This window comes from Providencia sp. PROV_01 (assembly GCF_053098325.1).
The window spans coordinates 3,401,141-3,424,419 of the sequence record NZ_JBRFKD010000002.1 but is presented as its reverse complement, the minus strand read 5'-3'; the positions used below and the strand labels follow the sequence as shown (position 1 = coordinate 3,424,419).

17 protein-coding genes are annotated in these 23,279 nt (G+C 40.6%); 16 read left to right on the top strand and 1 reads right to left on the bottom strand.

What is annotated here, in order from left to right:
• Positions 1–9: 9 nt before the first annotated feature.
• The 12 genes from pgm to kdsB all read left to right on the top strand — a co-directional run bounded on the left by pgm (position 10) and on the right by kdsB (position 14,672).
• The gene (pgm, locus tag ACU696_RS16735; protein WP_109911043.1) at positions 10–1,644 is read left to right on the top strand and encodes a phosphoglucomutase (alpha-D-glucose-1,6-bisphosphate-dependent); all 1,635 of its coding nucleotides are present in this window, start codon (positions 10–12) and stop codon (positions 1,642–1,644) included.
• Positions 1,645–1,932: 288 nt separating this feature from the next.
• On the top strand, positions 1,933–3,024 hold the full coding sequence (serC, locus tag ACU696_RS16730; protein WP_164528985.1) for a 3-phosphoserine/phosphohydroxythreonine transaminase: 1,092 nt from the start codon (positions 1,933–1,935) through the stop codon (positions 3,022–3,024).
• Between the two features lie 120 nt (positions 3,025–3,144).
• Complete coding sequence (gene aroA, locus ACU696_RS16725; protein WP_164528984.1) at positions 3,145–4,422, top strand: 3-phosphoshikimate 1-carboxyvinyltransferase; 1,278 nt, start codon at positions 3,145–3,147, stop codon at positions 4,420–4,422.
• Between the two features lie 187 nt (positions 4,423–4,609).
• Positions 4,610–5,293, top strand: coding sequence for a (d)CMP kinase (cmk, locus tag ACU696_RS16720; protein ID WP_209101245.1), 684 nt, complete (start codon positions 4,610–4,612; stop codon positions 5,291–5,293).
• A gap of 173 nt (positions 5,294–5,466) precedes the next feature.
• Positions 5,467–7,140 (top strand): 30S ribosomal protein S1, encoded by a 1,674-nt coding sequence (gene rpsA / locus ACU696_RS16715; protein ID WP_004909559.1) that lies wholly within the window; start codon positions 5,467–5,469, stop codon positions 7,138–7,140.
• A 56-nt stretch (positions 7,141–7,196) separates the two neighbouring features.
• The gene (ihfB, locus tag ACU696_RS16710; protein ID WP_004256221.1) at positions 7,197–7,484 is read left to right on the top strand and encodes an integration host factor subunit beta; all 288 of its coding nucleotides are present in this window, start codon (positions 7,197–7,199) and stop codon (positions 7,482–7,484) included.
• A gap of 321 nt (positions 7,485–7,805) precedes the next feature.
• Positions 7,806–10,208, top strand: a complete 2,403-nt coding sequence (locus tag ACU696_RS16705) for a DNA internalization-related competence protein ComEC/Rec2 (protein ID WP_245211112.1) — start codon at positions 7,806–7,808, stop codon at positions 10,206–10,208.
• A 36-nt stretch (positions 10,209–10,244) separates the two neighbouring features.
• The gene (msbA, locus tag ACU696_RS16700) at positions 10,245–11,990 is read left to right on the top strand and encodes a lipid A ABC transporter ATP-binding protein/permease MsbA (protein WP_123382110.1); all 1,746 of its coding nucleotides are present in this window, start codon (positions 10,245–10,247) and stop codon (positions 11,988–11,990) included.
• A complete protein-coding gene (gene lpxK / locus ACU696_RS16695; protein ID WP_004909572.1) occupies positions 11,987–12,985 on the top strand; it encodes a tetraacyldisaccharide 4'-kinase in 999 nt (332 codons plus the stop codon). The genes msbA and lpxK overlap by 4 nt, the downstream gene beginning before the upstream one ends.
• A 402-nt stretch (positions 12,986–13,387) precedes the next feature.
• Positions 13,388–13,603, top strand: a complete 216-nt coding sequence (locus ACU696_RS16690; RefSeq protein WP_004909576.1) for a cold-shock protein — start codon at positions 13,388–13,390, stop codon at positions 13,601–13,603.
• Positions 13,604–13,740: 137 nt separating this feature from the next.
• Entirely contained in the window at positions 13,741–13,920 is a 180-nt protein-coding gene (locus ACU696_RS16685; protein ID WP_004256203.1) for a Trm112 family protein, read from the top strand.
• Positions 13,921–13,925: 5 nt separating this feature from the next.
• On the top strand, positions 13,926–14,672 hold the full coding sequence (gene kdsB, locus ACU696_RS16680; RefSeq protein ID WP_117162082.1) for a 3-deoxy-manno-octulosonate cytidylyltransferase: 747 nt from the start codon (positions 13,926–13,928) through the stop codon (positions 14,670–14,672).
• A gap of 87 nt (positions 14,673–14,759) precedes the next feature.
• Here the strand turns inward: kdsB and elyC are convergent, their stop codons facing one another.
• Positions 14,760–15,587 (bottom strand): envelope biogenesis factor ElyC, encoded by an 828-nt coding sequence (gene elyC, locus ACU696_RS16675; RefSeq protein WP_117162081.1) that lies wholly within the window; start codon positions 15,585–15,587, stop codon positions 14,760–14,762.
• A 355-nt stretch (positions 15,588–15,942) separates the two neighbouring features.
• Between elyC and cmoM the strand changes: the two genes are divergently transcribed.
• The 4 genes from cmoM to mukB are packed head-to-tail and all read left to right on the top strand — an operon-like array spanning position 15,943 to position 23,201.
• Entirely contained in the window at positions 15,943–16,731 is a 789-nt protein-coding gene (gene cmoM, locus ACU696_RS16670; RefSeq protein ID WP_004909582.1) for a tRNA uridine 5-oxyacetic acid(34) methyltransferase CmoM, read from the top strand.
• Positions 16,728–18,053: a chromosome partition protein MukF gene (gene mukF / locus ACU696_RS16665; RefSeq protein ID WP_109911049.1), complete on the top strand. Its 1,326-nt coding sequence runs from the start codon at positions 16,728–16,730 to the stop codon at positions 18,051–18,053. Before cmoM ends, mukF begins: the two co-directional genes overlap by 4 nt.
• A complete protein-coding gene (mukE, locus tag ACU696_RS16660; RefSeq protein WP_004909591.1) occupies positions 18,034–18,759 on the top strand; it encodes a chromosome partition protein MukE in 726 nt (241 codons plus the stop codon). Before mukF ends, mukE begins: the two co-directional genes overlap by 20 nt.
• Complete coding sequence (gene mukB / locus ACU696_RS16655; RefSeq protein WP_196723969.1) at positions 18,759–23,201, top strand: chromosome partition protein MukB; 4,443 nt, start codon at positions 18,759–18,761, stop codon at positions 23,199–23,201. The genes mukE and mukB overlap by 1 nt, the downstream gene beginning before the upstream one ends.
• Positions 23,202–23,279: the final 78 nt, after the last annotated feature.

Here is a 23,279-nt window from a genome sequence, read left to right as displayed (position 1 = left end):
AGAAAACAAGTGACAATACATGAACGTGCAGGGCAGCTTCCGTTTCAAAGTGACTTGATCAATGTCGCTCAATTAACCGCTCAATATTATACGCAGCAACCACAACCTGGAAATGCATCTCAGGCTGTTAAGTTTGGAACATCAGGGCATCGCGGTAGCTCATTGCGTAAAAACTTTAATGAAAACCATATACTAGCCATTGCACAAGCAATTGCTGATTTACGCAAAAAGCAAGGCGTAACAGGCCCTTGCTTTGTGGGCAAAGACACCCATGCGTTATCAGAAGCGGCATTTATGACTGTGGTTGAAGTGTTAGCGGCAAATCAGGTTCATGTTATTGTTCAGGAGAATAATGGGTTTACTCCAACTCCAGCTATCTCTCACGCTATCTTAAGTTATAACCAATCACACCAAGATATTGCAGATGGCATTGTGATTACACCATCACATAACCCACCTGAAGATGGCGGTATTAAATACAACCCAGCAAATGGCGGGCCGGCTGATACCGATTTAACCTCTGTGATTGAGAAAAATGCCAACCAATTGCTAGCCAATAACCTCGAAGGTGTAAAACGAGTCAGTTTTGATACAGCAATGACAAGCGAATATGTGACCCAGCAAGACTTAATCATGCCTTATGTCTGTGCATTGGGTGATGTTGTTGATATGCAAGCAATTGCTAAGTCAGGTTTAAAAATTGGTGTTGACCCTCTAGGCGGCTCCGGTATTGAATATTGGAAAAAAATTGCAGAATATTATCAACTCGATATTGAAATCGTAAACGACCAACTCGACCAAACTTTCCGCTTTATGCCACTTGACCATGATGGTGTTATTCGCATGGATTGCTCATCCAGTTGGGCGATGGCGGGTTTGCTTGGGATGAAAGAAAAATTTGATCTTGCGTTTGCCAATGACCCAGATTACGACCGTCATGGCATCGTCACGCCAGATGGTTTAATGAATCCAAATCACTATCTTGCTGTTGCTATTGATTATTTATTTCAACATCGTCCTCAATGGGGTAAAGATGTTGCGGTCGGAAAAACATTGGTCTCGAGCGCCATGATTGACCGTGTGGTTAATGACATCGGTCGTGAACTAGTCGAAGTACCTGTAGGGTTCAAATGGTTTGTTGATGGCTTATTTAGCGGTAAATTAGGTTTTGGTGGCGAAGAAAGCGCTGGAGCATCGTTCTTAAAATTTGATGGCACACCGTGGTCAACGGATAAAGACGGTATCATTCTTTGCCTACTCGCAGCTGAAATTACGGCTGTTACAGGTGAAAATCCTCAACAACGTTATAATAATCTCGCTAAGAAATTCGGCGCGCCGATTTATAACCGTATCCAAGCGAAAGCCACTCACGAAGAAAAAGTAAAGCTAAGTAAATTATCACCTGAAATGGTTGCAGCAGATACATTGGCGGGAGATAAAATTACACAGCGTTTAACCGCTGCGCCAGGTAACAATGCACCAATCGGCGGTTTAAAAATCATGACGGATTATGGCTGGTTTGCAGCAAGGCCATCAGGCACGGAAGAAGCCTATAAAATTTATTGTGAAAGTTTCCGTGGTGAAGAGCATTTACGTCAAATAGAAAAAGAAGCGATTGAAATCGTAAGCAAAGTTATTCGCTAATTTTTAATCCTCAATAAAAGACATATTCAATGAATATCCCGAAATACAGCGCAATGACGTAATTCGGGATATTATCGCTTATTTATTGTTAATTTCTCCATAAAATGATGCTTGTTGAGAGTGTGACAAGATTAACAAAATTCTTTTCCTCATTATCAAAAAATAACCCCTCTTTCTTTTTTGGACTTGCTGACAATAACCGTTGCAGCTAAAGGCTTGGAGTGGTACAACTTTAACTATCTGAGTGAATTTTATTAACCATAATTGAAGATGGATAGGGTGAGGTCAATGAGTCAGGTTTATAATTTCAGTGCAGGTCCAGCTATGCTACCTGTTGAAGTCATGCGTCGTGCTGAACAAGAATTTTGTAATTGGAAGGGGTTAGGCGTTTCTGTGATGGAAGTGAGTCACCGCGGAAAAGACTTTGTCGAAGTGGCAACAGAAGCAGAGCAAAATCTACGTGATTTATTAAACATCCCTGATAACTATAAAGTTTTATTTTGTCACGGCGGGGCACGGGCCCATTTTGCAACGTTACCAATGAATTTATTAGGTGATAAAACGACAGCAGACTATATTGTAAGCGGCTATTGGTCCGAGTCTGCAGCAAAAGAAGCTGAAAAATACTGCTCTCCTAATGTGATTCAAATTACTGAAGAAAAAGACGGTGTAGTGAGTTTAAAACCCATGAAAGAATGGCCATTAAGTGATGATGCAGCTTATGTCCATTATTGCCCAAATGAAACCATAGGCGGTTTAGCTATTCATGAGGAACCTGACTTCCCTGAAGATAAAATTATTGTTGCTGACTATTCCTCTTCTATCTTATCTAAACCGATTGATGTAAGCCGTTATGGTGTAATTTATGCAGGGGCTCAAAAAAATATTGGGCCAGCAGGACTAACTATCGTTATTATCCGAGAAGACCTACTCGGTAAAGCTTCACCTCAGACTCCATCCGTATTTGATTACACGGTATTAGCAAAACATGATTCAATGTTTAATACTCCACCGACTTTCGCTTGGTATCTCGCAGGTATGGTCTTCAAATGGTTAAAAGAGCAAGGCGGTTTGCAAGAAATGGCTAAGCGTAATTATGAAAAATCACAATTACTCTACAATGCAATTGATGATAGCCAGTTCTATATTAACCGTGTTGCAGTTCAAAACCGTTCTTGGATGAATGTACCGTTCCAAATGCAAAATCCAGCCCTTGATGCGAAATTTATTGACGAAGCCAAAGAACAAGGCTTACTTTCGCTGAAAGGCCACAAAGTGGCTGGTGGTATGCGCGCATCAATCTATAATGCGATGCCATTAGCGGGAGTTCAGGCTTTGGTTGATTTTATGGCTGATTTCGAACGTCATAACGCTCAATAACGAGATTTGCCGACTGAAATAGGATGTTCAGTCGGTTATTTGTGCTCTTAGCATTTGACTTAAAAGAAAATAGAGCCAAATTTTATTTACTTGCAAACTTCACTGGAGAAACTGCTTTTTATGCAATCCCTGACATTACAACCTATTCCTTCAATTAACGGCACAATTAATTTGCCAGGGTCAAAAAGTGTCTCAAACCGCGCACTGTTATTAGCAGCGATGGCTAAAGGAACGACCACACTCACTAATTTATTGGACAGTGATGATATTCGCCATATGCTGAATGCATTAACCCAGTTAGGTGTTAGCTACCAACTGTCTGAAGATAAAACACGTTGTCGTGTGGAAGGTTTAGGCGGAAATTTATCTCATCCAGATGAGCTAGAAATATTTTTAGGCAATGCGGGAACGGCAATGCGCCCACTGACTGCAGCACTATCACTAAGCCGTAATAATATTATTTTAACGGGTGAGCCTCGCATGAAAGAGCGCCCAATTGGGCACTTGGTCGATGCATTAATGGAAGGTGGTGCAGAGATTGAATATTTGGAACAAGAAAACTACCCGCCACTACGTTTAAAAGGTGGTTTTATCGGTGGTCAAATTTCAGTCGATGGGTCTGTTTCCAGCCAGTTTTTAACTGCGCTGTTAATGGCGGCTCCACGTGCAGAGCAAGACACAACAATTACAATTATTGGCGAGTTAGTCTCCAAACCTTACATTGATATCACATTAGCATTAATGAAAACGTTCGGTGTTAATGTCGAAAATCATCAATATGAATATTTCGTTATCAAAGGGCAGCAACAATACCAATCACCAGGCGAATATTTAGTGGAAGGTGATGCTTCATCAGCGTCTTATTTCCTCGCTGCGGCCGCCATTAAGGGGGGCGTAGTGCGTGTAACAGGAATTGGGCGCAATAGTTTGCAAGGGGACACTAAATTTGCCAACGTATTAGAAAAAATGGGCGCGACTATTCGTTGGGGTGATGACTACGTTGAATGTGAACGCGGAACATTGACGGGCATTGACATGGATATGAATGCGATTCCTGATGCGGCAATGACTATTGGCACCGTCGCTCTATTTGCTGAAGGCGAAACAGTGATACGTAATATCTATAACTGGCGAGTAAAAGAGACCGACAGGTTATATGCGATGGCGACAGAGCTGAGAAAAGTTGGTGCTGAAGTGGAAGAAGGGCATGATTATATTCGTGTGGTTCCACCGAAAAAATTACAGCATGCTGTAATTGAAACCTATAACGACCATCGTATTGCGATGTGTTTTTCATTAGTTGCGTTATCAGATACGCCAGTAACAATTTTGGATCCGGGCTGCACGGCAAAAACATTTCCTGATTACTTCGAACAGCTGGCACGTTTAAGTCATTAATTTATTGATTAGGTTGATATTACTTTGTTTGATATCAACCTAATTTTTATGGTTCAAATATCAATTTTTTCTTATTTTTTAGCAATCATCAGAACCTGCTTATTTCACAAATCTACTGAATTGGTATAATACTTTCACAGATTTTAATTGCGGGTAGCTCGGCTATTTGCAGAAAAGGAGATTTTTTATGGTGGCGATAGCCCCTGTAATCACCGTTGATGGACCAAGCGGAGCAGGTAAAGGTACACTTTGCCAAGCATTAGCAAACGAATTTGGGTGGCAACTTTTAGACTCAGGCGCAATTTATCGTGTATTAGCGTTAGCTGCGTTACATCACAATGTTGATATCCAATCCGAAGATGCGTTAGTTCCTTTGGCTGCAAATTTAGATGTGAAATTTGTTCCTGAAGACAATGTACTGAAAGTCATTCTGGAAGGGGAAGATGTTTCAAATCAAATTAGAACCGAAACAGTAGGAAATACGGCATCCCAAACAGCAACTTTTCCTCGCGTACGTGAAGCTTTACTTCGACGCCAACGTGCATTTAGAACACTACCTGGGCTTATTGCTGATGGCCGTGATATGGGAACGGTGGTTTTCCCCGATGCACCAGTAAAAATTTTTCTTGATGCCTCAGCTGAAGAACGGGCTCATCGGCGGATGAAGCAGTTGCAAGAGAAAGGTTTTGATGTTAATTTTGAACGTCTTTTGAGCGAAATTGAAGAACGTGATTTTCGTGATCGTAACCGTTCTGTTGCCCCCCTTATTGCCGCGAAAGACGCATTAGTGCTGGATTCCACAAGTATGTCTATTGGGGAAGTTATTGAAAAAGCACACACCTATGCAAAAAAAATTCTACAATTATCGTGATAATAGGCTTTATTTTAGCTTATAATTAGATAATATACGCAGTTATCGCTATGTGATTATATTATTAGCATAGCATCAACCTTGCGACATGGAATGTTGTGGGGTATGTGAAACAACCCCATTTGGCGGGAAGCTAAGTGGACGTTAATTTAAAACTCTTGAAGATCATTAATATGACTGAATCTTTTGCTCAACTCTTTGAAGAATCCCTGCAGAATATTGAAACTCGTCCTGGTTCTATCGTCCGTGGTACTGTTGTTGCCATCGATAAAGACGTAGTCCTTGTTGACGCAGGTCTTAAATCAGAATCTGCTATCCCAGTAGAACAGTTCAAAAATGCTCAGGGTGAGCTAGAAATCCAAGTTGGCGATGAAATCGATGTAGCTCTGGATGCAGTAGAAGATGGTTTCGGTGAAACTATCCTGTCTCGTGAGAAAGCTAAACGTCATGAAGCATGGCTGATGCTGGAAAAAGCTTACGAAGAAGCTGAAACTGTAACTGGTGTTATCAACGGTAAAGTTAAAGGTGGTTTCACTGTTGAACTGAACGGTATTCGTGCGTTCTTACCAGGTTCACTGGTTGATGTACGTCCAGTTCGTGATACTACTCACTTGGAAGGCAAAGAGCTTGAGTTCAAAGTAATCAAGCTGGATCAGAAACGCAACAACGTTGTTGTTTCTCGTCGTGCTGTAATTGAATCTGAAAGCAGCGCTGAGCGCGATCAACTGCTGGAAAATCTGCAAGAAGGCATGGAAGTTAAAGGTATCGTTAAGAACCTTACTGACTACGGTGCATTCGTTGATCTGGGCGGTGTTGACGGCCTGCTGCATATCACTGACATGGCTTGGAAACGTGTTAAACACCCAAGCGAAATCGTCAACGTTGGTGATGAAATCAATGTTAAAGTTCTGAAATTCGACCGTGAGCGCACTCGTGTTTCTCTGGGTCTGAAACAACTGGGCGAAGATCCTTGGGTCGCAATCGCTAAACGTTACCCAGAAGGTACTAAACTGACTGGTCGCGTTACTAACCTGACTGACTATGGCTGCTTCGTAGAAATCGAAGAAGGCGTTGAAGGTCTGGTTCACGTTTCAGAAATGGATTGGACTAACAAAAACATTCACCCATCTAAAGTTGTTAACGTTGGTGATGTTGTTGAAGTTATGGTTCTGGATATCGATGAAGAACGTCGTCGTATCTCACTGGGCCTGAAACAGTGCAAATCTAACCCATGGCAGCAATTTGCTGAGACTCACAACAAAGGCGACCGCGTTGAAGGTAAAATCAAGTCTATCACTGACTTCGGTATCTTCATTGGTCTGGACGGCGGCATCGATGGCCTGGTTCACCTGTCTGACATCTCCTGGAACGTTGCAGGCGAAGAAGCAGTTCGTGAATACAAAAAAGGTGATGAAATCGCAGCTGTTGTTCTGCAAGTCGACGCAGAGCGTGAGCGTATTTCTTTAGGTGTTAAACAGTTAGCTGAAGATCCATTCAATAACTACTTAGCAGCAACTAAGAAAGGCGCAATCGTGACTGGTAAAGTAATCGCAGTTGATGCTAAAGGTGCAACTGTTGAGCTGACACTGGGCGTTGAAGGTTACCTGCGTGCATCAGAAGCTTCACGTGACCGTGTTGAAGATGCAACTCTGGTTCTGAACGTTGGTGATGATGTTGAAGCTAAATACACTGGTGTTGATCGTAAAAACCGTGTAATCAACCTGTCTGTTCGCGCTAAAGACGAAGCTGATGAGAAAGACGCTGTCGCAGCTGTGAACAAACAAGAAGATACAGCATTCGGCAACAATGCTATGGCTGAAGCTTTCAAAGCAGCTAAAGGCGAATAATTAAGTGGGGACAACAGTAGTGTTGTCCCTTTGTAACGGTAGTTTAGGGAGGTACTATGACCAAGTCTGAATTAATTGAAAGACTGGCTAGCCAGCAGTCTCATCTTTCAGCAAAAACCGTTGAGGAAGCTGTAAAGGAAATTCTTGAGCATATGGCGGATACGTTAGCTAACGGTGAACGTATTGAAGTCCGTGGTTTCGGCAGTTTTTCTCTTCACTACCGTGCTCCACGCGTTGGCCGTAACCCGAAAACTGGTGATAAAGTGGAACTAGAAGGTAAATATGTTCCTCATTTTAAACCAGGTAAAGAATTACGTGATCGTGTAAATATTTACGGCCAATAATTAGGCTGTAAATCTTAATTATTACATCAAAACAGTGCTTGTATTCTATACGGCACTGTTTTTTATATCTAACCAACACCAACACCAACACCAACACCAACACCAACACCTCTCTATATTTATAAAAAATATTAAAACCAATTCAAAACCATATTGAGTGGTATATCCATATTTTGCGAAGCTCCTCGCAAACGAATATGTACTTTTTTGTCGGTGAAAAATATATTGGAAAGCGCTACGTAAAATAAAAGAAGGAAACTTTAAAAAAATAATAGAAATAAATAAACTAAAGCGAATAAATGCTATGTAGGGATACAAAAATTGATAGAAAATATCATCTACATAATAAGATGGCTAAACAATCGACTCAAAAAATATAATTCAATCTTTAGTAAAAGTTTATCTGTTTCGATAACAATGGCTTCTATTGCATTGATTTTTGGTACGTTACCACTTTTATTTTTACCTAAAATTATAATGTTGAGTGAATTGTTATTTGTTTTTTTATTTTTTACGTTGATAATAATGTTTTTTGTATTTGGTAAGTTAGGTAAATTTTTAGCATTAATTATTATGTTTTTCCTGTGGGGTAATTGGCATGGAGTTAACATTATTAATCATGTTAATTATCTATCTAACCAAAATAATGATATTGATGTGGTTATTATTGGTACTCCTTTGAATAACAAAGAGCAAAAAATCAAAGTACGTATTGAAAAAATTAACAACCGTATTGTTTTTCCGCCTTTATATGCTACATGGAAAACAAAAGAATCTGTTTGCGCAGGGCAATCTTGGCGAATCAATGGTAAAGTAAGGCCATTGCACAGCTCACTAAATGAAGGTGGATTTAATCTACAACGCTACTATTTAGCTAATAGAATTATAGGAGTTTTGAAAAGCCAAAAAGTAAAACCATTACAAATGAGGTGTTCTGTAAGGCAAAAAATCATTTATAACTACATGGAACTAATTAATCCATTGTCTAATAAAGGAGTTATTTATGGGTTAATGTTTGGTGATAGAAGTTTATTAGCCGCAGATCAAGCCTATTTACTACAGAAAACGGGCTTAACACATTTAATGGCCATATCAGGTTTGCATATTGGCTTAGCTTACTTGTTTGGCATTTTTATTACTCGAGGAATTCAATATTTTTTACCAATAAAATATATCAATGAAATACTACCAACAGTAATAGGTTTGGGGTTAGCTGTTTTTTATGCGTGGATCTCGGGGTTTGCTATCCCTGCGACTCGAGCATTATTTGCCTTACTATTATGGATATATATTAAAAATAAACCAGCAAGGTATTTTGTTTGGCAATGGGCTCTTTGGAGTATAGCGGGAATATTATTATTTGATCCATTGGCGATTTTGTCAGATAGTTTTTGGTTGTCTAGTTTCGCTGTTCTAGCCATTCTTTATTGGTTATCGATATTTCCACTACCATATCATTTAGCTAAAGGTGTTCAGGGAAAAATTATAGGATTAATACACTTACAAATTGGCTTACTAGTATTACTTATTCCAATGCAACTTATCATATTTAATGGTATTAACATAATGGGTTTAGTGGCTAACCTTTGGTTTGTCCCGCTCGTTTCCTGGTGTGTTGTTCCTGCTATTTTTGTCGTATTTTTAGTGCCAATAGAAGTAGTTCAGCAGTCGCTTTTATATGTGATAGATAGCGTTATAGCCTTAGGACTAAAACCATTACCTTATTTAAGTACTTTTTGGTCAGAATTCATCAATGTCCCCTATTATTTATTCTTAATATGTTGGCTAAGTATCATTGTCGTTTTATTTAAGTGGTATAAGCGTTATTTCGGGCTTGTTAGTTGTGTGGTTATTTTGATTTTCTTAGAAAGGGGAAGTGGTAAACAATTCAAAGAAGGCTGGAGAATGACGGTATTAGATATCGGACACGGTTTGGCAGTTGTGATAGAACAAAATAATGTGGCATTACTCTATGATACAGGTAATGCATGGAAAGGGGATAGCAATGCACAGCGTCAAATTATTCCTTTCCTTAAATATCATGATATAACCCCAATTGGAGTAATTTTAAGCCATAATCATTTAGATCACACTGGAGGGGCTAATTATTTAATCCAGCAATATCCATGGCTAAGTGTAAGAAGTAGTTTTGGGCCACAAAAAACTTCGGCATACAGGAAAAAAAATAATAAACTTAATAAGATAAAAAATATGGCTCACCTTCCATGTTTTAAAGGTCAAAAATGGCGGTGGGGAATATTAACTTTTGAAGTATTATGGCCTGAAAAGTTAGCGCCAATATCGCATAACAATGATTCTTGTGTCATTCAATTAACGGATGGCTACCATAAAATTTTATTAACAGGGGATATCGAAAAACAAGGGGAGAAATCACTTGTTGAAATGTACAAAAATCGATTACGTTCGACTCTTCTTTTCGCTCCACATCATGGAAGCAGCACTTCATCAACAGATTTATTGTTAAGAAATGTTCAACCTTCAATGGTGGTAGTATCATCAGCAAGGTATAGTGCATGGAAAATTCCATCTCCAAAAGTCTATTTTAGATATAAAAATAGTAACATTAAATGGTTAAATACAGCAGAAGATGGGCAGTTAACTTTATGGTTTAAAAAGGAAAAAATTCAGATTTCGCGTTATCGCTATGAAATTCAGCCCCGCTGGTATCATCTGTGGTTTGGCTTACCGCTATTTCCCGAGTAGAATAGTGCGCTTACATTAAGTCTGGTAATTAAAAGTATGAATGATAAAGACCTTTCGACAAAACAAACTTTTCGTCGCTTGTGGCCAATAATAGCGCCTTTTAAAGCGGGTTTAATCGTTGCAGCAATAGCACTTATCATAAACGCAGCAGGTGACGCGTTTATGATTTCTTTATTAAAACCTTTATTGGATGAAGGCTTTGATAAGGCAGATAATGACGTTTTAAAATGGCTTCCGCTCGCGGTGTTAGGATTAATGGTTGTTCGTGGTGGGTCTAGCTTTGTTTCAACCTATTGTGTTTCGTGGGTTGCAGGTAAAGTCGTGATGAACATGCGCCGTAAATTATTTGGTCATATGATGGGAATGCCGGTTAGTTTTTTTGACCAGCAATCGACAGGAACACTGTTATCTAGGATTACCTATGACTCAGAACAAGTTGCATCCTCTTCTTCTGGGGCATTAATTACAATTATTCGGGAAAGTGCTTATATCATCGGGTTGTTTGCGATGATGTTTTATTATAGCTGGCAACTCTCCCTTATTTTAATCGTGATCGCCCCCGTTGTATCAATCACTATTCGTATTGTCTCCAAACGTTTTCGTAAGATCAGTAAAAATATGCAAACGGGTATGGGGCATGTGACGGCTAGTGCTGAACAAATGTTAAAAGGCCATAAAGAAGTTTTAATTTTTGGTGGGCAGAAAGTTGAGACTGAACGTTTTAATAAAGTCAGTAACAATATGCGCCGCCAAAATATGAAAATGGTAACCGCTTCAGCAATTTCAGACCCTATTGTTCAGTTAATTGCATCATTTGCATTAGCATTTGTTCTATATGCTGCGAGTTTTCCTGAAATTCGTGATGAATTAACATCGGGTACAATTGCTGTTGTATTCTCATCAATGTTTGCATTGATGCGTCCGTTAAAATCATTAACGAATGTTAACTCTCAATTCCAACGTGGTATGGCGGCTTGCCAAACTTTATTTGCTATCTTAGATTCTGAACAAGAGAAAGATAACGGAACCAAAGTACTTAAAGAAGTTAAAGGTGATATTAAATTTGAGCATGTCACCTTTACCTATGCAACCAAAGAGCATCCTGCGTTAGACGATGTTTCGTTTACTTTGCCAGCAGGAAAATCAGTTGCTCTAGTTGGGCGATCAGGCTCAGGTAAATCCACAATTGCAAATTTGATTACTCGTTTTTATGACATTGATGAAGGGTCTATTCAAATTGATGGCCATGACATCCGCGAATACACATTGTCTTCATTACGTAGCCAAGTCGCGTTGGTTTCTCAGCATGTTTATCTATTTAACGATACGATAGCGAATAATATTGCTTATGCAACAGATGGTAGCTACAGTCGTGAGCAAATAGAGAAAGCTGCAGAAATGGCCTATGCAATGGATTTCATTGCTAAACTTGAAAAAGGTCTAGATACCGTTATTGGCGAAAATGGTGTGATGCTTTCTGGCGGACAACGTCAAAGAATAGCGATTGCTCGAGCACTTCTACGTGACGCTCCAATTCTTATTCTTGATGAGGCGACGTCTGCACTAGATACAGAGTCTGAACGTGCTATTCAAGCGGCCCTCGACGAGTTACAGAAAAATAGAACATCTTTGGTCATTGCCCACCGGTTATCGACGATAGAAAATGCGGATGAAATATTAGTTGTACAAGATGGACGAATCATTGAACGTGGTAACCATGCATCGCTATTAGCTCAAGATGGTGCATATTCACAATTACATAGTATTCAATTTAAACAATGATAGAACGTATTTGGTCTGGTAAATCATGGCTGTATCTCTTATTACTGCCGTTATCTTTCCTTTATGGGTTAGTAACGGTAATTAGAGATATGGTTTATAAAATCGGGCTAAAACGTTCATGGAAAGCCCCAATTCCAGTAGTAGTGGTTGGAAACCTGACAGCGGGGGGAAATGGTAAAACCCCTGTTGTTATCTGGTTAGTGGAATCACTTACTAAAGAAGGCTACCGTGTAGGGGTTGTTTCTCGAGGTTATGGTGGTAAATCTGAAAAGTACCCGCTGATACTCGATGAAACAACGACAACTGAAGTTGCAGGAGATGAGCCCGTATTAATTTTTCATCGTACTAAATCTCCTGTAGCGGTTGCCCCCAAGCGTAGTGATGCAGTTAAAGCCTTATTAGAGAAATTTCCATTAGATGTGATTATTACTGATGATGGGTTGCAACATTATGCTTTGCAACGTGACTACGAAATTGTCGTTATTGATGGTCAACGTCGGTTTGGTAATGGTTGGTGGTTACCTGCAGGGCCTATGCGCGAAAGGGCTGGGCGTTTGAAAAGTGTTAATGCTGTTGTTGTTAACGGCGGTGAAGCTCAAGAAAATGAAGCCTTAATGGCCCTTGAAGGTGATGTTGCTTGTAACCTTGTTAGTGGGGAAAAACGAGCGGTTACACAATTACCTGCGGTTATCGCAATGGCAGGCATTGGTCATCCACCTCGTTTTTTTACCTCATTAGAAAACAAAGGGGTAGACGTCATTAACACTCATGCTTTTGCTGACCACCAGTCATATGAATTAAAACAGCTTTCACGGTTAGTTAAAAATGAACAAAACTTATTAATGACTGAAAAGGATGCGGTGAAATGCCGTGCTTTTGCTCAGCCTAATTGGTGGTTCCTGCCAGTCCAAGCACAATTACAGACAACTGATGCTGAAAAAATCTTAAGCGGAATAAAAAAACTTATCACAAATAACAAAAAAACTTGTCTATAACGTTTCTCTGTGATAATAATATCGCCAATGTGATATAGATCCACTTATTATGTATCTAGATGCAATACATTGATAATTGGATTTTATACTAGCTTAAATTTCACGCTCCGTTCTTTAGTTAGTCTTCATATCCTCGCACAATCTACACTGTAAAGTCGTTGTCACTACGTTTTGTCATCATAATGTCAAAATAGACTGTTAACTTCGCAGTAGATTTGCGGTGTCTGAAATCTACATATATGAGCGTTATAAAATATGCACAATGATTTGTGCGCATGAATTGGTAAAGTTTAATTACTCTTTGATGTATTAATAGATCGGCAATTTATAAATGGGAAGCAAGAAAGAGTAATGATACAAAGATAAAAAAAATATTGTTCTCAGAACAAAAGGAGTTTTAATATGAATTTTCAATTACATATGGGTCGAGTTAAATGGTTTGACGCAAAAGAAGGTTATGGTTTTATTTCCCCATTCAATGGTGGTGATGATGTGTTTGTGACAACAAAGTCAATTGCTAATAAAAAAATCAAATCATTATTCGAAGGTCAAAACGTTGAGTTCTCTGTTACTCGTAATTCGGATGGCGTAACGGCAGCTGACGTTATTGCTTATTAAATAATAAACAGAACAATTTCTCCTGCTTATCCTCTCATCTCCTGCAGGAGATCTTATTCAGGAAGATTAAAGTTAACGGTGATATCTGCATGTGATATCCTGACTCCAAGTGAGTTAAAATCCATTCGGGAGAAAACATGGATCACCGTTTACTTGAAATCGTTGCCTGTCCTGTATGCCACGGCAAATTGAGTTATAACAAAGAAAACCTTGAACTTATCTGTAAGTTTGATCATCTAGCCTATCCCATTCGTGATGGCATTCCTGTATTGCTAGAAAATGAAGCGCGCCCTGTTTCATTAGATGAAGGCCAGTAATCATCATGTTTACGGTTATTATTCCTGCTCGTTATGCGTCAACACGTCTACCTGGTAAACCTTTGGCCGATATCCATGGCAAACCGATGGTTGTTCGAGTGATGGAGCAAGCTATTAAATCGGGGGCGAGTCGAGTGATAGTTGCGACAGATCACTCTGATGTTGCTAAAGCGGTGATTGAAGCAGGTGGTGAAGCTTGTATGACGGATCCAGATCATCAATCTGGAACTGAAAGATTGGCTGAAGTTATTGATACTTACGCTTTCTCTGACAATGAAATCATCGTGAATGTACAAGGTGATGAACCTTTAATTCCACCTGAGATTATTAGCCAAGTTGCTCATAACCTTCGGGGGAGCAAAGCTGAAATGGGGACACTAGCTGTGCCTATTTATGATGCCCATGAAGCATTTAACCCAAATGCTGTGAAGGTTGTTATTGATCACGAAGGTTATGCATTGTATTTTTCTCGGGCAACGATTCCTTGGGATAGAGACAACTTTGCGAAAAGCCAAGACACGATAGGTGATACCTTTTTACGTCATATTGGTATATACGCCTATCGTGCAGGGTTTATTCGCCGTTATATTAAGTGGGAAGCAAGTCCATTAGAAAAAATCGAAATGTTAGAGCAACTTAGGGTGCTTTGGTATGGAGAGAAAATTCATGTGGATGTTGCGAAAACTACGCCAGGCGCTGGTGTTGATACCCCTGAAGATCTTGAACTAGTTAGAAAGCAATTTATTCCGTAGTCAGCATTTTCCTGATAGCGGGAATGGCCAATATGCGATTTAGCTAAATGAAAGGTGTAATCTCAATAGATTACACCTTTTTTGTTACTATTCAGCGGTAACAACTTCAGGCGTGGCAAGTTGCTCTTCTAACGTTTGTGTATTATTGGGTTTTAAATGCCACCAAAGCGTACCAAGAAATTCATACCAAGCACGTTCACTATGACCGAAGTAATACGAGGAAGGGATATATTTCTCCCATGGATTGATTTCACTCGTGATAACTAACTGATTTGCAGGGGCTGGGAAAGGGTTCATTCCCCGTTGAGTAAACATAGTCATCGCTCGAGGTAAATGGTTAGCAGAAGTTACTAATAAAAAAGGCGATTTCCCAATAATTTTTTCAACTTCATAAGCTTCTTCTTGTGTATCTTTGGGTTCAGTGAGTGGGATCGTATCCTGTGCAGGAACCCCCAAGGATTGAGCGACTTGTGCGGCAACTTCGGCACTGCTGATAGGGCTACTTGCTTTACCACCAGTGAAAATGAGTTTACTGCCGGGGTGGTTAAGATAAAGGCGGACGCCTTCAGTCACTCTAGGTAAGCTATTATTCAATAGGTTAGAACTTGGACTCCAATCAGGGTTATATGTAAAACCGCCTCCGAGTACAACAATGTAACGTACCTCTTGAGGTGGAGTTTCAGTGATAAGTTCATAGCGTTTATTAAATTGCTTTTCTGCAGGAGCAAGCAAAGTATCTGAAATAGGCTGTAACCCTAATAGGGTTATTAAAACTAAACTTAGTGTAGCAAATGCTTTCCCACAACGTTGCCAGCGCGTGAACCAAAGCAAAAGTAACCCGATAAACCCGACGATGAGCAATAATGGTAATGGCATCAATAGCGAACCAATATATTTTTTTAAGAGAAATAACATAACTAAGCCTATTCTTAAGGGTTATCGAACAATCGTTGTGGTGGTGTTTACAGAAAAAAAACGCAATAAAGCAGCTAAATTGGCGTAAAAATAACAAATTAGTGTTTAATAGCACTAAATTGAAATTTGCTGAGTACAATAAAGTACTATGCAAAAATATAGCGATTATCTGTTATAATTCCTGCTTTAACTGTCGCTTCGCATTGTATGTGATAAGTGCAATACAATGTGAGAATATTTCTGGTTAGCATTAATTTTCCCAGTATCAGGGTGTAATCAACCATTTTACGTTTTTTCGCGACAAATTGGCGCATAAACCGCTTTAAATAATAGATGATAGGCAACCGGATAGCACATGGCAGACCGCAACTTTGATGATATTGTCGATAAATTTGCAAAAAATATCTACGGAACGACAAAAGGAAAAATACGAGAAGCGGTAGTTTGGCAAGATTTAACTCAATTATTGTGCAGCCAATTTGAAGGGAAAACCCTAAAAATACTTGATGCAGGCGGGGGAGAAGGGCATTTTTCACGCAAACTAGCCGAAATGGGACATCAAGTGATACTTTGCGATTTATCCGAAGAGATGTTGGAGCGCGCCGGTGAACTCGCCAAGGAACAAGGCATAAGCGATAACATGCGTTTTATTCATTGTGCAGCGCAAGACATAGCTCAGTATATTGATGAACCGGTTGACCTTGTTTTATTTCATGCAGTACTTGAATGGATTAGCGATCAAAAATATGCAATTGAACAACTGGTAGATATAATTAGACCTGAAGGCGTATTTTCTGTCATGTTCTATAATGCAAATGGCTTGGTGATGCGTAACGCAATTTTGGGAAATTTTCATCTTGCAACGCCACATATTCAACGTCGTCGTAAACGCTCGTTATCACCACAAAAACCGCTTTTTCCTCATCAAGTTGATGCTTGGTTGGGTGAGTGTAATATGCAAATTATCGGTAAAAGTGGTGTCAGGGTATTCCATGACTATTTACAAAGTCGGCAGTTACAGCAGAAAGATTTTCCGGCATTGTTGGCATTAGAACAGCAGTATTGCCGTGAAGAACCCTATATTAGCATGGGGCGTTATATTCATGTCATGGCACGCAAACAAATACAAAAGGACGATTTATGAGTGATTTTTCCCAGACCGTCCCTGAACTTGTGTCTTGGGCACGAAAAAATGATTTTTCGATTTCACTTCCCGCTGAACGTTTAGCATTTTTGCTCGCGGTAGCGGTATTAAACAGTGAAAGAGTCAATGGTGAAATGAGTGAAGGGGAGCTGATTGATGCCTTTCGTGAGGTTTGCAAAGGGTTTGAACAGACGACTGAATCTTTGGCGGTAAGAGCCAATAATGCTATCAATGATATGGTTCGCCAGAAGATATTTAACCGTTTTGCTAGTGACATTGTTGAAGGTAATGCAATTTACCGCCTAACCCCTTTGGGGATTGGTATCAGCGATTATTATATTCGTCAGCGAGAGTTCTCAACATTAAGACTTTCCATGCAGCTTTCTATTGTTGCTGGAGAACTACAACGTGCCGCTGAGGCTGCTGAGGAAGGGGGCGATGAATTTTATTGGCATCGTTATGTGTTTGCTCCACTAAAATATTCAGTTGCTGAAATTTTTGACAGTATTGATTTATCGCAACGCATTATGGATGAACAACAAAATTCAGTAAAAGAAGATATTGCGGCATTATTAAATCAAGACTGGCAGGCAGCTATCGCTAACTGTGAGCAATTACTCTCAGAAACATCAGGTACATTGCGTGAGTTGCAAGACACATTGGAAGCTGCAGGGGATAAACTGCAAGCGAATTTATTACGTATTCAAGAAGCCAATATGAATGCGCCAGCGTTCTCGGATTTAGTGGATAGGCTGGTTTTTGACCTGCAAAATAAATTAGATCGTATCGTTAGCTGGGGTCAACAATCTATCGATTTATGGATTGGTTATGATCGTCATGTTCATAAGTTTATCCGTACGGCCATCGATATGGACAAAAATAGAATTTTTTCTCAGCGGTTACGTCAATCTGTTCAGCATTACCTTGATAGCCCTTGGGCACTCACTTACGCCAATGCGGATCGATTATTCGATATGCGTGATGAAGAGCTTGCGTTGCATGATGAAGAAGTCATGGGTGAATTACCCCCAGAGCTTGAATTTGAAGAGTTTAGTGAATTAAATGACAAGCTTGCAGAGCTAATGGAAATTGAGTTAGCCATTTATAAAACAGAGCAGCGGCCACTCGATGTGGGCCGTGTGTTGCATGACTACTTACTGCAATACCCACAAAAACGTCATTTTGATGTTGCTCGAATTATTATCGACCAAGCTGTTAAATTAGGTATCGCAGAGGCTGATTTGGCGGGATTACCGGCAGAATGGCAAGCTATTAATGATCACGGAGCCAAGGTACAGGCACATGTCATCGACAAATATTGAACAATTTATGCCAGTTAAGCTGGCTCAAGCATTAGCTAACCCGATTTTTCCAGAGCTAGACAGCCAATTGCGTTCAGGTCGCCATATTAGTGTTGATGACCTTGATAACCACGCATTTTTAATGGATTTTCAGGAAGCATTAGAACAATTTTATGCACGGTATAACGTAGAGCTAATTCGCGCCCCTGAAGGTTTCTTTTATTTACGTCCGCGCTCAACAACCTTAATACCTCGCTCCGTGTTATCTGAATTAGATATGATGGTTGGAAAAATTCTTTGTTATCTCTATCTCAGCCCTGAACGCTTGAGTAACCAAGGTATTTTTACCTCACAAGAGTTATTTGAAGAATTGTTATCATTAGCGGATGAAAGCAAATTACTTAAATTTGTTAATCAACGTTCGACAGGTTCTGACCTAGATAAACAAAAATTGCAGGAAAAATTAAGAACATCGCTCAATCGCTTACGCCGTTTGGGAATGGTGCATTTTCTGCAAAATGATTCAAGTAAATTTATTATTAGCGAATCTGTATTTCGTTTTGGTGCCGATGTACGCAGTGGTGATAACCCACAAGATGCACAGTTAAGGATGATCCGTGATGGTGAAGCTATCTCTCTTGACGGTGAATTATCACTAAAAGATGGTGATGAAGAGGATGGCGAAGAGAGTCAAGAACCGGCAGAAAGTGATGAGGATGAAGAATAATGATTGAACGCGGAAAATTTCGCTCACTGACGCTGGTGAATTGGAACGGTTTTTTTGCCCGAACCTTTGACCTTGATGAATTAGTGACCACGTTATCGGGTGGTAATGGTGCGGGTAAATCAACCACAATGGCGGCGTTTATTACCGCAATGATCCCCGATTTAACCTTACTTCACTTCCGTAACACAACGGAAGCCGGTGCGACATCTGGTTCGCGGGATAAAGGCTTACACGGGAAATTACGCCCAGGTGTCTGCTACGCTATTTTGGATGTATTAAACTCGAAGCATCAGCGTGTCATGGTGGGTGTGCGTTTACAGCAAGTCGCTGGGCGCGATAAGAAAGTTGATATTAAGCCATTTATGGTACAAGGCATTCCATTGGCGACAGTTCCAACGGAAATATTGACGGAAGTTATCGATGGGCGACAAGCCAAAGTCATTCCACTCAATGAACTAAAAGAACGTCTTGAGGAACAGGAAGGCGTTTTATTTAAGCAGTTTAGCTCAATTACCGATTACCATTCGACCCTGTTTGAATTAGGGGTTTTACCTAAACGTTTACGCTCCGCGAGTGATCGAAGCAAATATTATCGACTGATTGAAGCGTCACTATATGGCGGTATTTCTAGCGCAATCACCCGCTCATTACGTGATTATTTATTGCCAGAAAACAGTGGGGTACGTAAAGCATTCCAAGATATGGAAGCGGCTTTGCGTGAAAACCGTTTAACATTAGAAGCCATTCGTGTCACTCAATCAGACCGCGACTTATTCAAACATTTAATTAGCCAGGCGACTGATTATGTTTCTGCGGATTATATGCGCCATTCCAATGAAAGACGCATTCACCTTGATGCAGCACTAGCTGCGCGCAATGAGCTATTAGCCAGCCGTAAACAATTGCGAATTGAACAAGTCCGCAGTGTCGAAATGGCGCGTGAGTTGAATGAGCAGAATGGGGCTTCTACAGAATTAGAAGCGGACTACCAAGCAGCCAGTGACCATTTAAATTTAGTGCAAGCCGCGCTGCGTCAACAAGAAAAAATCGATCGCTATCAAGCAGACATCGAAGAACTGACTTATCGTCTTGAAGAACAAAGTGAAGTTGTTGCTGAGGCGACTGAAACTCAAGAAGAATATGAAGCACGAGCTGAAGCCGCTGAAATTGAAGTTGACGAACTAAAAAATCAACTCGCCGATTACCAACAAGCTTTGGATGTGCAACAAACACGCGCTATTCAGTACCAACAAGCGTTGCATGCTTTAACGCGTGCTCGTGAATTGTGTCAACTTCCTGAATTATCCATTGATAATGCAGATGAATGGTTAGATACCTTCGAAGCGCGTGAGCAACAAGCAACTCAAACGTTATTAGCGCTTGAGCAAAAAATAAGTGTAGCGGATGCTGCTCATAGCCAATTTGAACAAGCCTATCAATTAGTTAAAAATATGATAGGGGAAGTTAGCCGCAGTGATGCATACCAACAAGCGCGTACATTATTACGTGATTGGTCATCTCAACAGCATTTAGCGGAGCGAGTGCAACCGTTACGTATGCAACTCTCTGAATTACAACAGCGTTTGAATAGCCAGCAAAATGCAGAACGTATGTTGGCGGAATTTTGTAAACGTCATGGGCAAAGCTATGAGCCAGATGAGCTTGACGCATTAATGGCTGAACTGGAAGCACAACAAGAGGAACTTAGTGTTGGTGTGAATGAGAGTGGCGAAAGGCGGATGCAAATGCGCCAAGAATTGGAACAAATTCGCCTGCGTATTAGCCAACTTTCATCTAAAGCTCCCGCATGGATTATGGCTCAAGAAGCACTAACACAGCTTAATGAGCAATCTCATGAAACGTTTGAGTCAAGTACTGCAGTGACTGAATTTATGCAGCAACTCCTCGAACAAGAAAGGGAAATAACGGTTGAACGAGATGAAGTTGCTGCGCAACGTAAAGATCTCGAAAAGCAAATTGAGCGGCTAAGCCAGCCAAGCGGTGCGGAAGATGGCCGCATGTTAGCGTTGGCAGAGCGCTTTAATGGTGTTTTGTTATCTGAAATTTATGATGATATTACCATTGAAGATGCGGCTTATTTTTCTGCATTATATGGCCCTGCTCGTCATGGTATTGTGGTTCAAGACTTATCTGTGGTCCGTAGCCAGCTCGAAACATTACAAGATTGCCCTGATGATGTTTATTTTATCGAAGGGGATCCTCAATCGTTCGATGACAGCGTTTTTGATGCACAAGAATTTGAAAGTGCGGTATTAGTCCGTTCGTCTGAGCGTCAATGGCGTTACTCTCGTTATCCTGAATTGCCTTTGTTTGGTCGTGCTGCTCGTGAAAGTCATTTAGAGTCATTAACTGCTGAGCGTGATGAGCTGGCTGAGCGTTACGCGAACCTGTCATTTGACGTACAGAAAATTCAGCGTTCACACCAAGCATTCAGTCGGTTTATTGGTCAACATATTTCGGTGGCCTTTGAAGATGATCCTGAAGCTGAAATTCGTACGCTTAATCAGAAACGTTCGGAAATTGAACGTGCTTTGGTACAGTTTGAAGAGCAAACTCAGCAACAACGTCAACAATTTGCACAAGGCAAAGAAAGCCTTGCGGCTCTTAATCGCTTATTACCTCAGATGGGGTTATTACTCGATGAAACATTGGTGGACAGAGTCGAAGAGATAAGCGAAGAGCTAACGGAAGCGGAAGAAGCCGCGCATTTTCTGAATAAGCATGGTCATGCGTTAGAAAAATTAGAACCGATTGTGACCGTGTTGCTCAGTGACCCTGAACAACATGAGCAATTACGTAAAGATTATGAGGCAGCAAAACACAGCCAACAAAATGCTAAACAACAAGCTTTTGCATTAGTCGAAGTCGTTCAGCGCCGTGCTCACTTTAGTTACAGTGATTCAACGGGGATGGTGAATGAAAATGCGGACTTGAATGAAAAACTACGTCAACGTTTAGAGCAGGCGGAAACTGAACGTACACGTGCTCGTGAACAATTGCGTCAGCACCAAGCACAAAGTGCACAGTTCCATCAAGTCCTCGCTTCGTTACGCAGTTCTTTCGATACCAAACAAGAGATGTTGAAAGAACTCGAAGTTGAAATGCAAGAGATTGGCGTAAAAGCAGATCCTGATGCTCAAGAACGTGCTCGCATTCGACGCGATGAATTGCACCAGCGGGTCATGGAAAATCGTAGTCGTATTAACCAGTTAGAAAAACAGCTGACATTATGTGAAGCTGAAATGGATAACTTACAGAAGCGTCTTCGTAAGTTAGAAAAAGACTACTATATGCTGCGTGAGCAGGTCGTGACGGCAAAAGCAGGTTGGTGTGCGGTCATGCGCTTGGTGAAAGACAATGGCGTTGAGCGTCGTCTACATCGCCGTGAGCTGGCCTATACTGACGGTGATAGCTTACGTTCGATGTCGGATAAAGCCTTGGGTGCGCTGCGTTTAGCGGTTGCGGATAACGAACATTTACGCGATGTATTGCGTTTATCTGAAGATCCAAAACACCCAGATCGGAAGATAAAATTCTTTATCGCGGTATACCAACACCTACGTGAACGTATTCGCCAAGATATTATTCGTACAGATGACCCGATTGATGCAATCGAGCAAATGGAGATTGAACTGGCGCGTTTAACAGAAGAGCTAACAGCGCGTGAGCAAAAATTGGCGATCAGTTCAAAAAGTGTGGCGAATATTATTCGCAAAACCATTCAGCGCGAGCAGAATCGTATTCGTATGCTAAACCAAGGGCTGCAAGCGGTGGCGTTTGGCCAGGTTAAAGGGGTTCGCCTCAATGTGAATATTCGTGAAAGCCATGCATTGTTACTTAGTGTGCTTTCTGAAGAAAGTGAAATGCATCAAGACTTGTTCACCAGCCAACGGTTAACATTCTCTGAAGCGATGGCGAAATTGTATCAACGCCTTAACCCACAAGTGGATGTTGGGCAGCGGTTGCCACAAACGATAGGTGAAGAACTACTTGATTACCGTAATTACCTAGAGTTAGACGTCGAGGTGAACAGAGGTTCAGATGGCTGGCTAAAAGCGGAAAGTGGTGCGTTATCAACGGGTGAAGCGATTGGTACTGGGATGTCGATCTTAGTGATGGTCGTACAGAGCTGGGAAGAAGAGTCTCGTCGTTTACGTGCGAAAGATATTATTCCTTGTCGTTTATTATTCTTAGATGAAGCTGCGCGATTAGATGCTAAATCTATTGCGACGTTATTTGAGCTGTGCGATAGGCTTGAAATGCAATTGATTATTGCCGCACCAGAAAATATTAGCCCAGAGAAAGGCACGACGTATAAATTAGTTCGTAAAGTGATTGGCACACATGAGCATGTGCATGTTGTTGGCCTAAAGGGATTCGGGCAAGAAAATCCGAATGTACAAGCACCCTCATTGCAATAATAGTCTTTGTGAATAAAATGAAAGCCGGTATTTAGGAATGAATATCGGTTTTTTTATATTTAACAAATAGCATAAAAG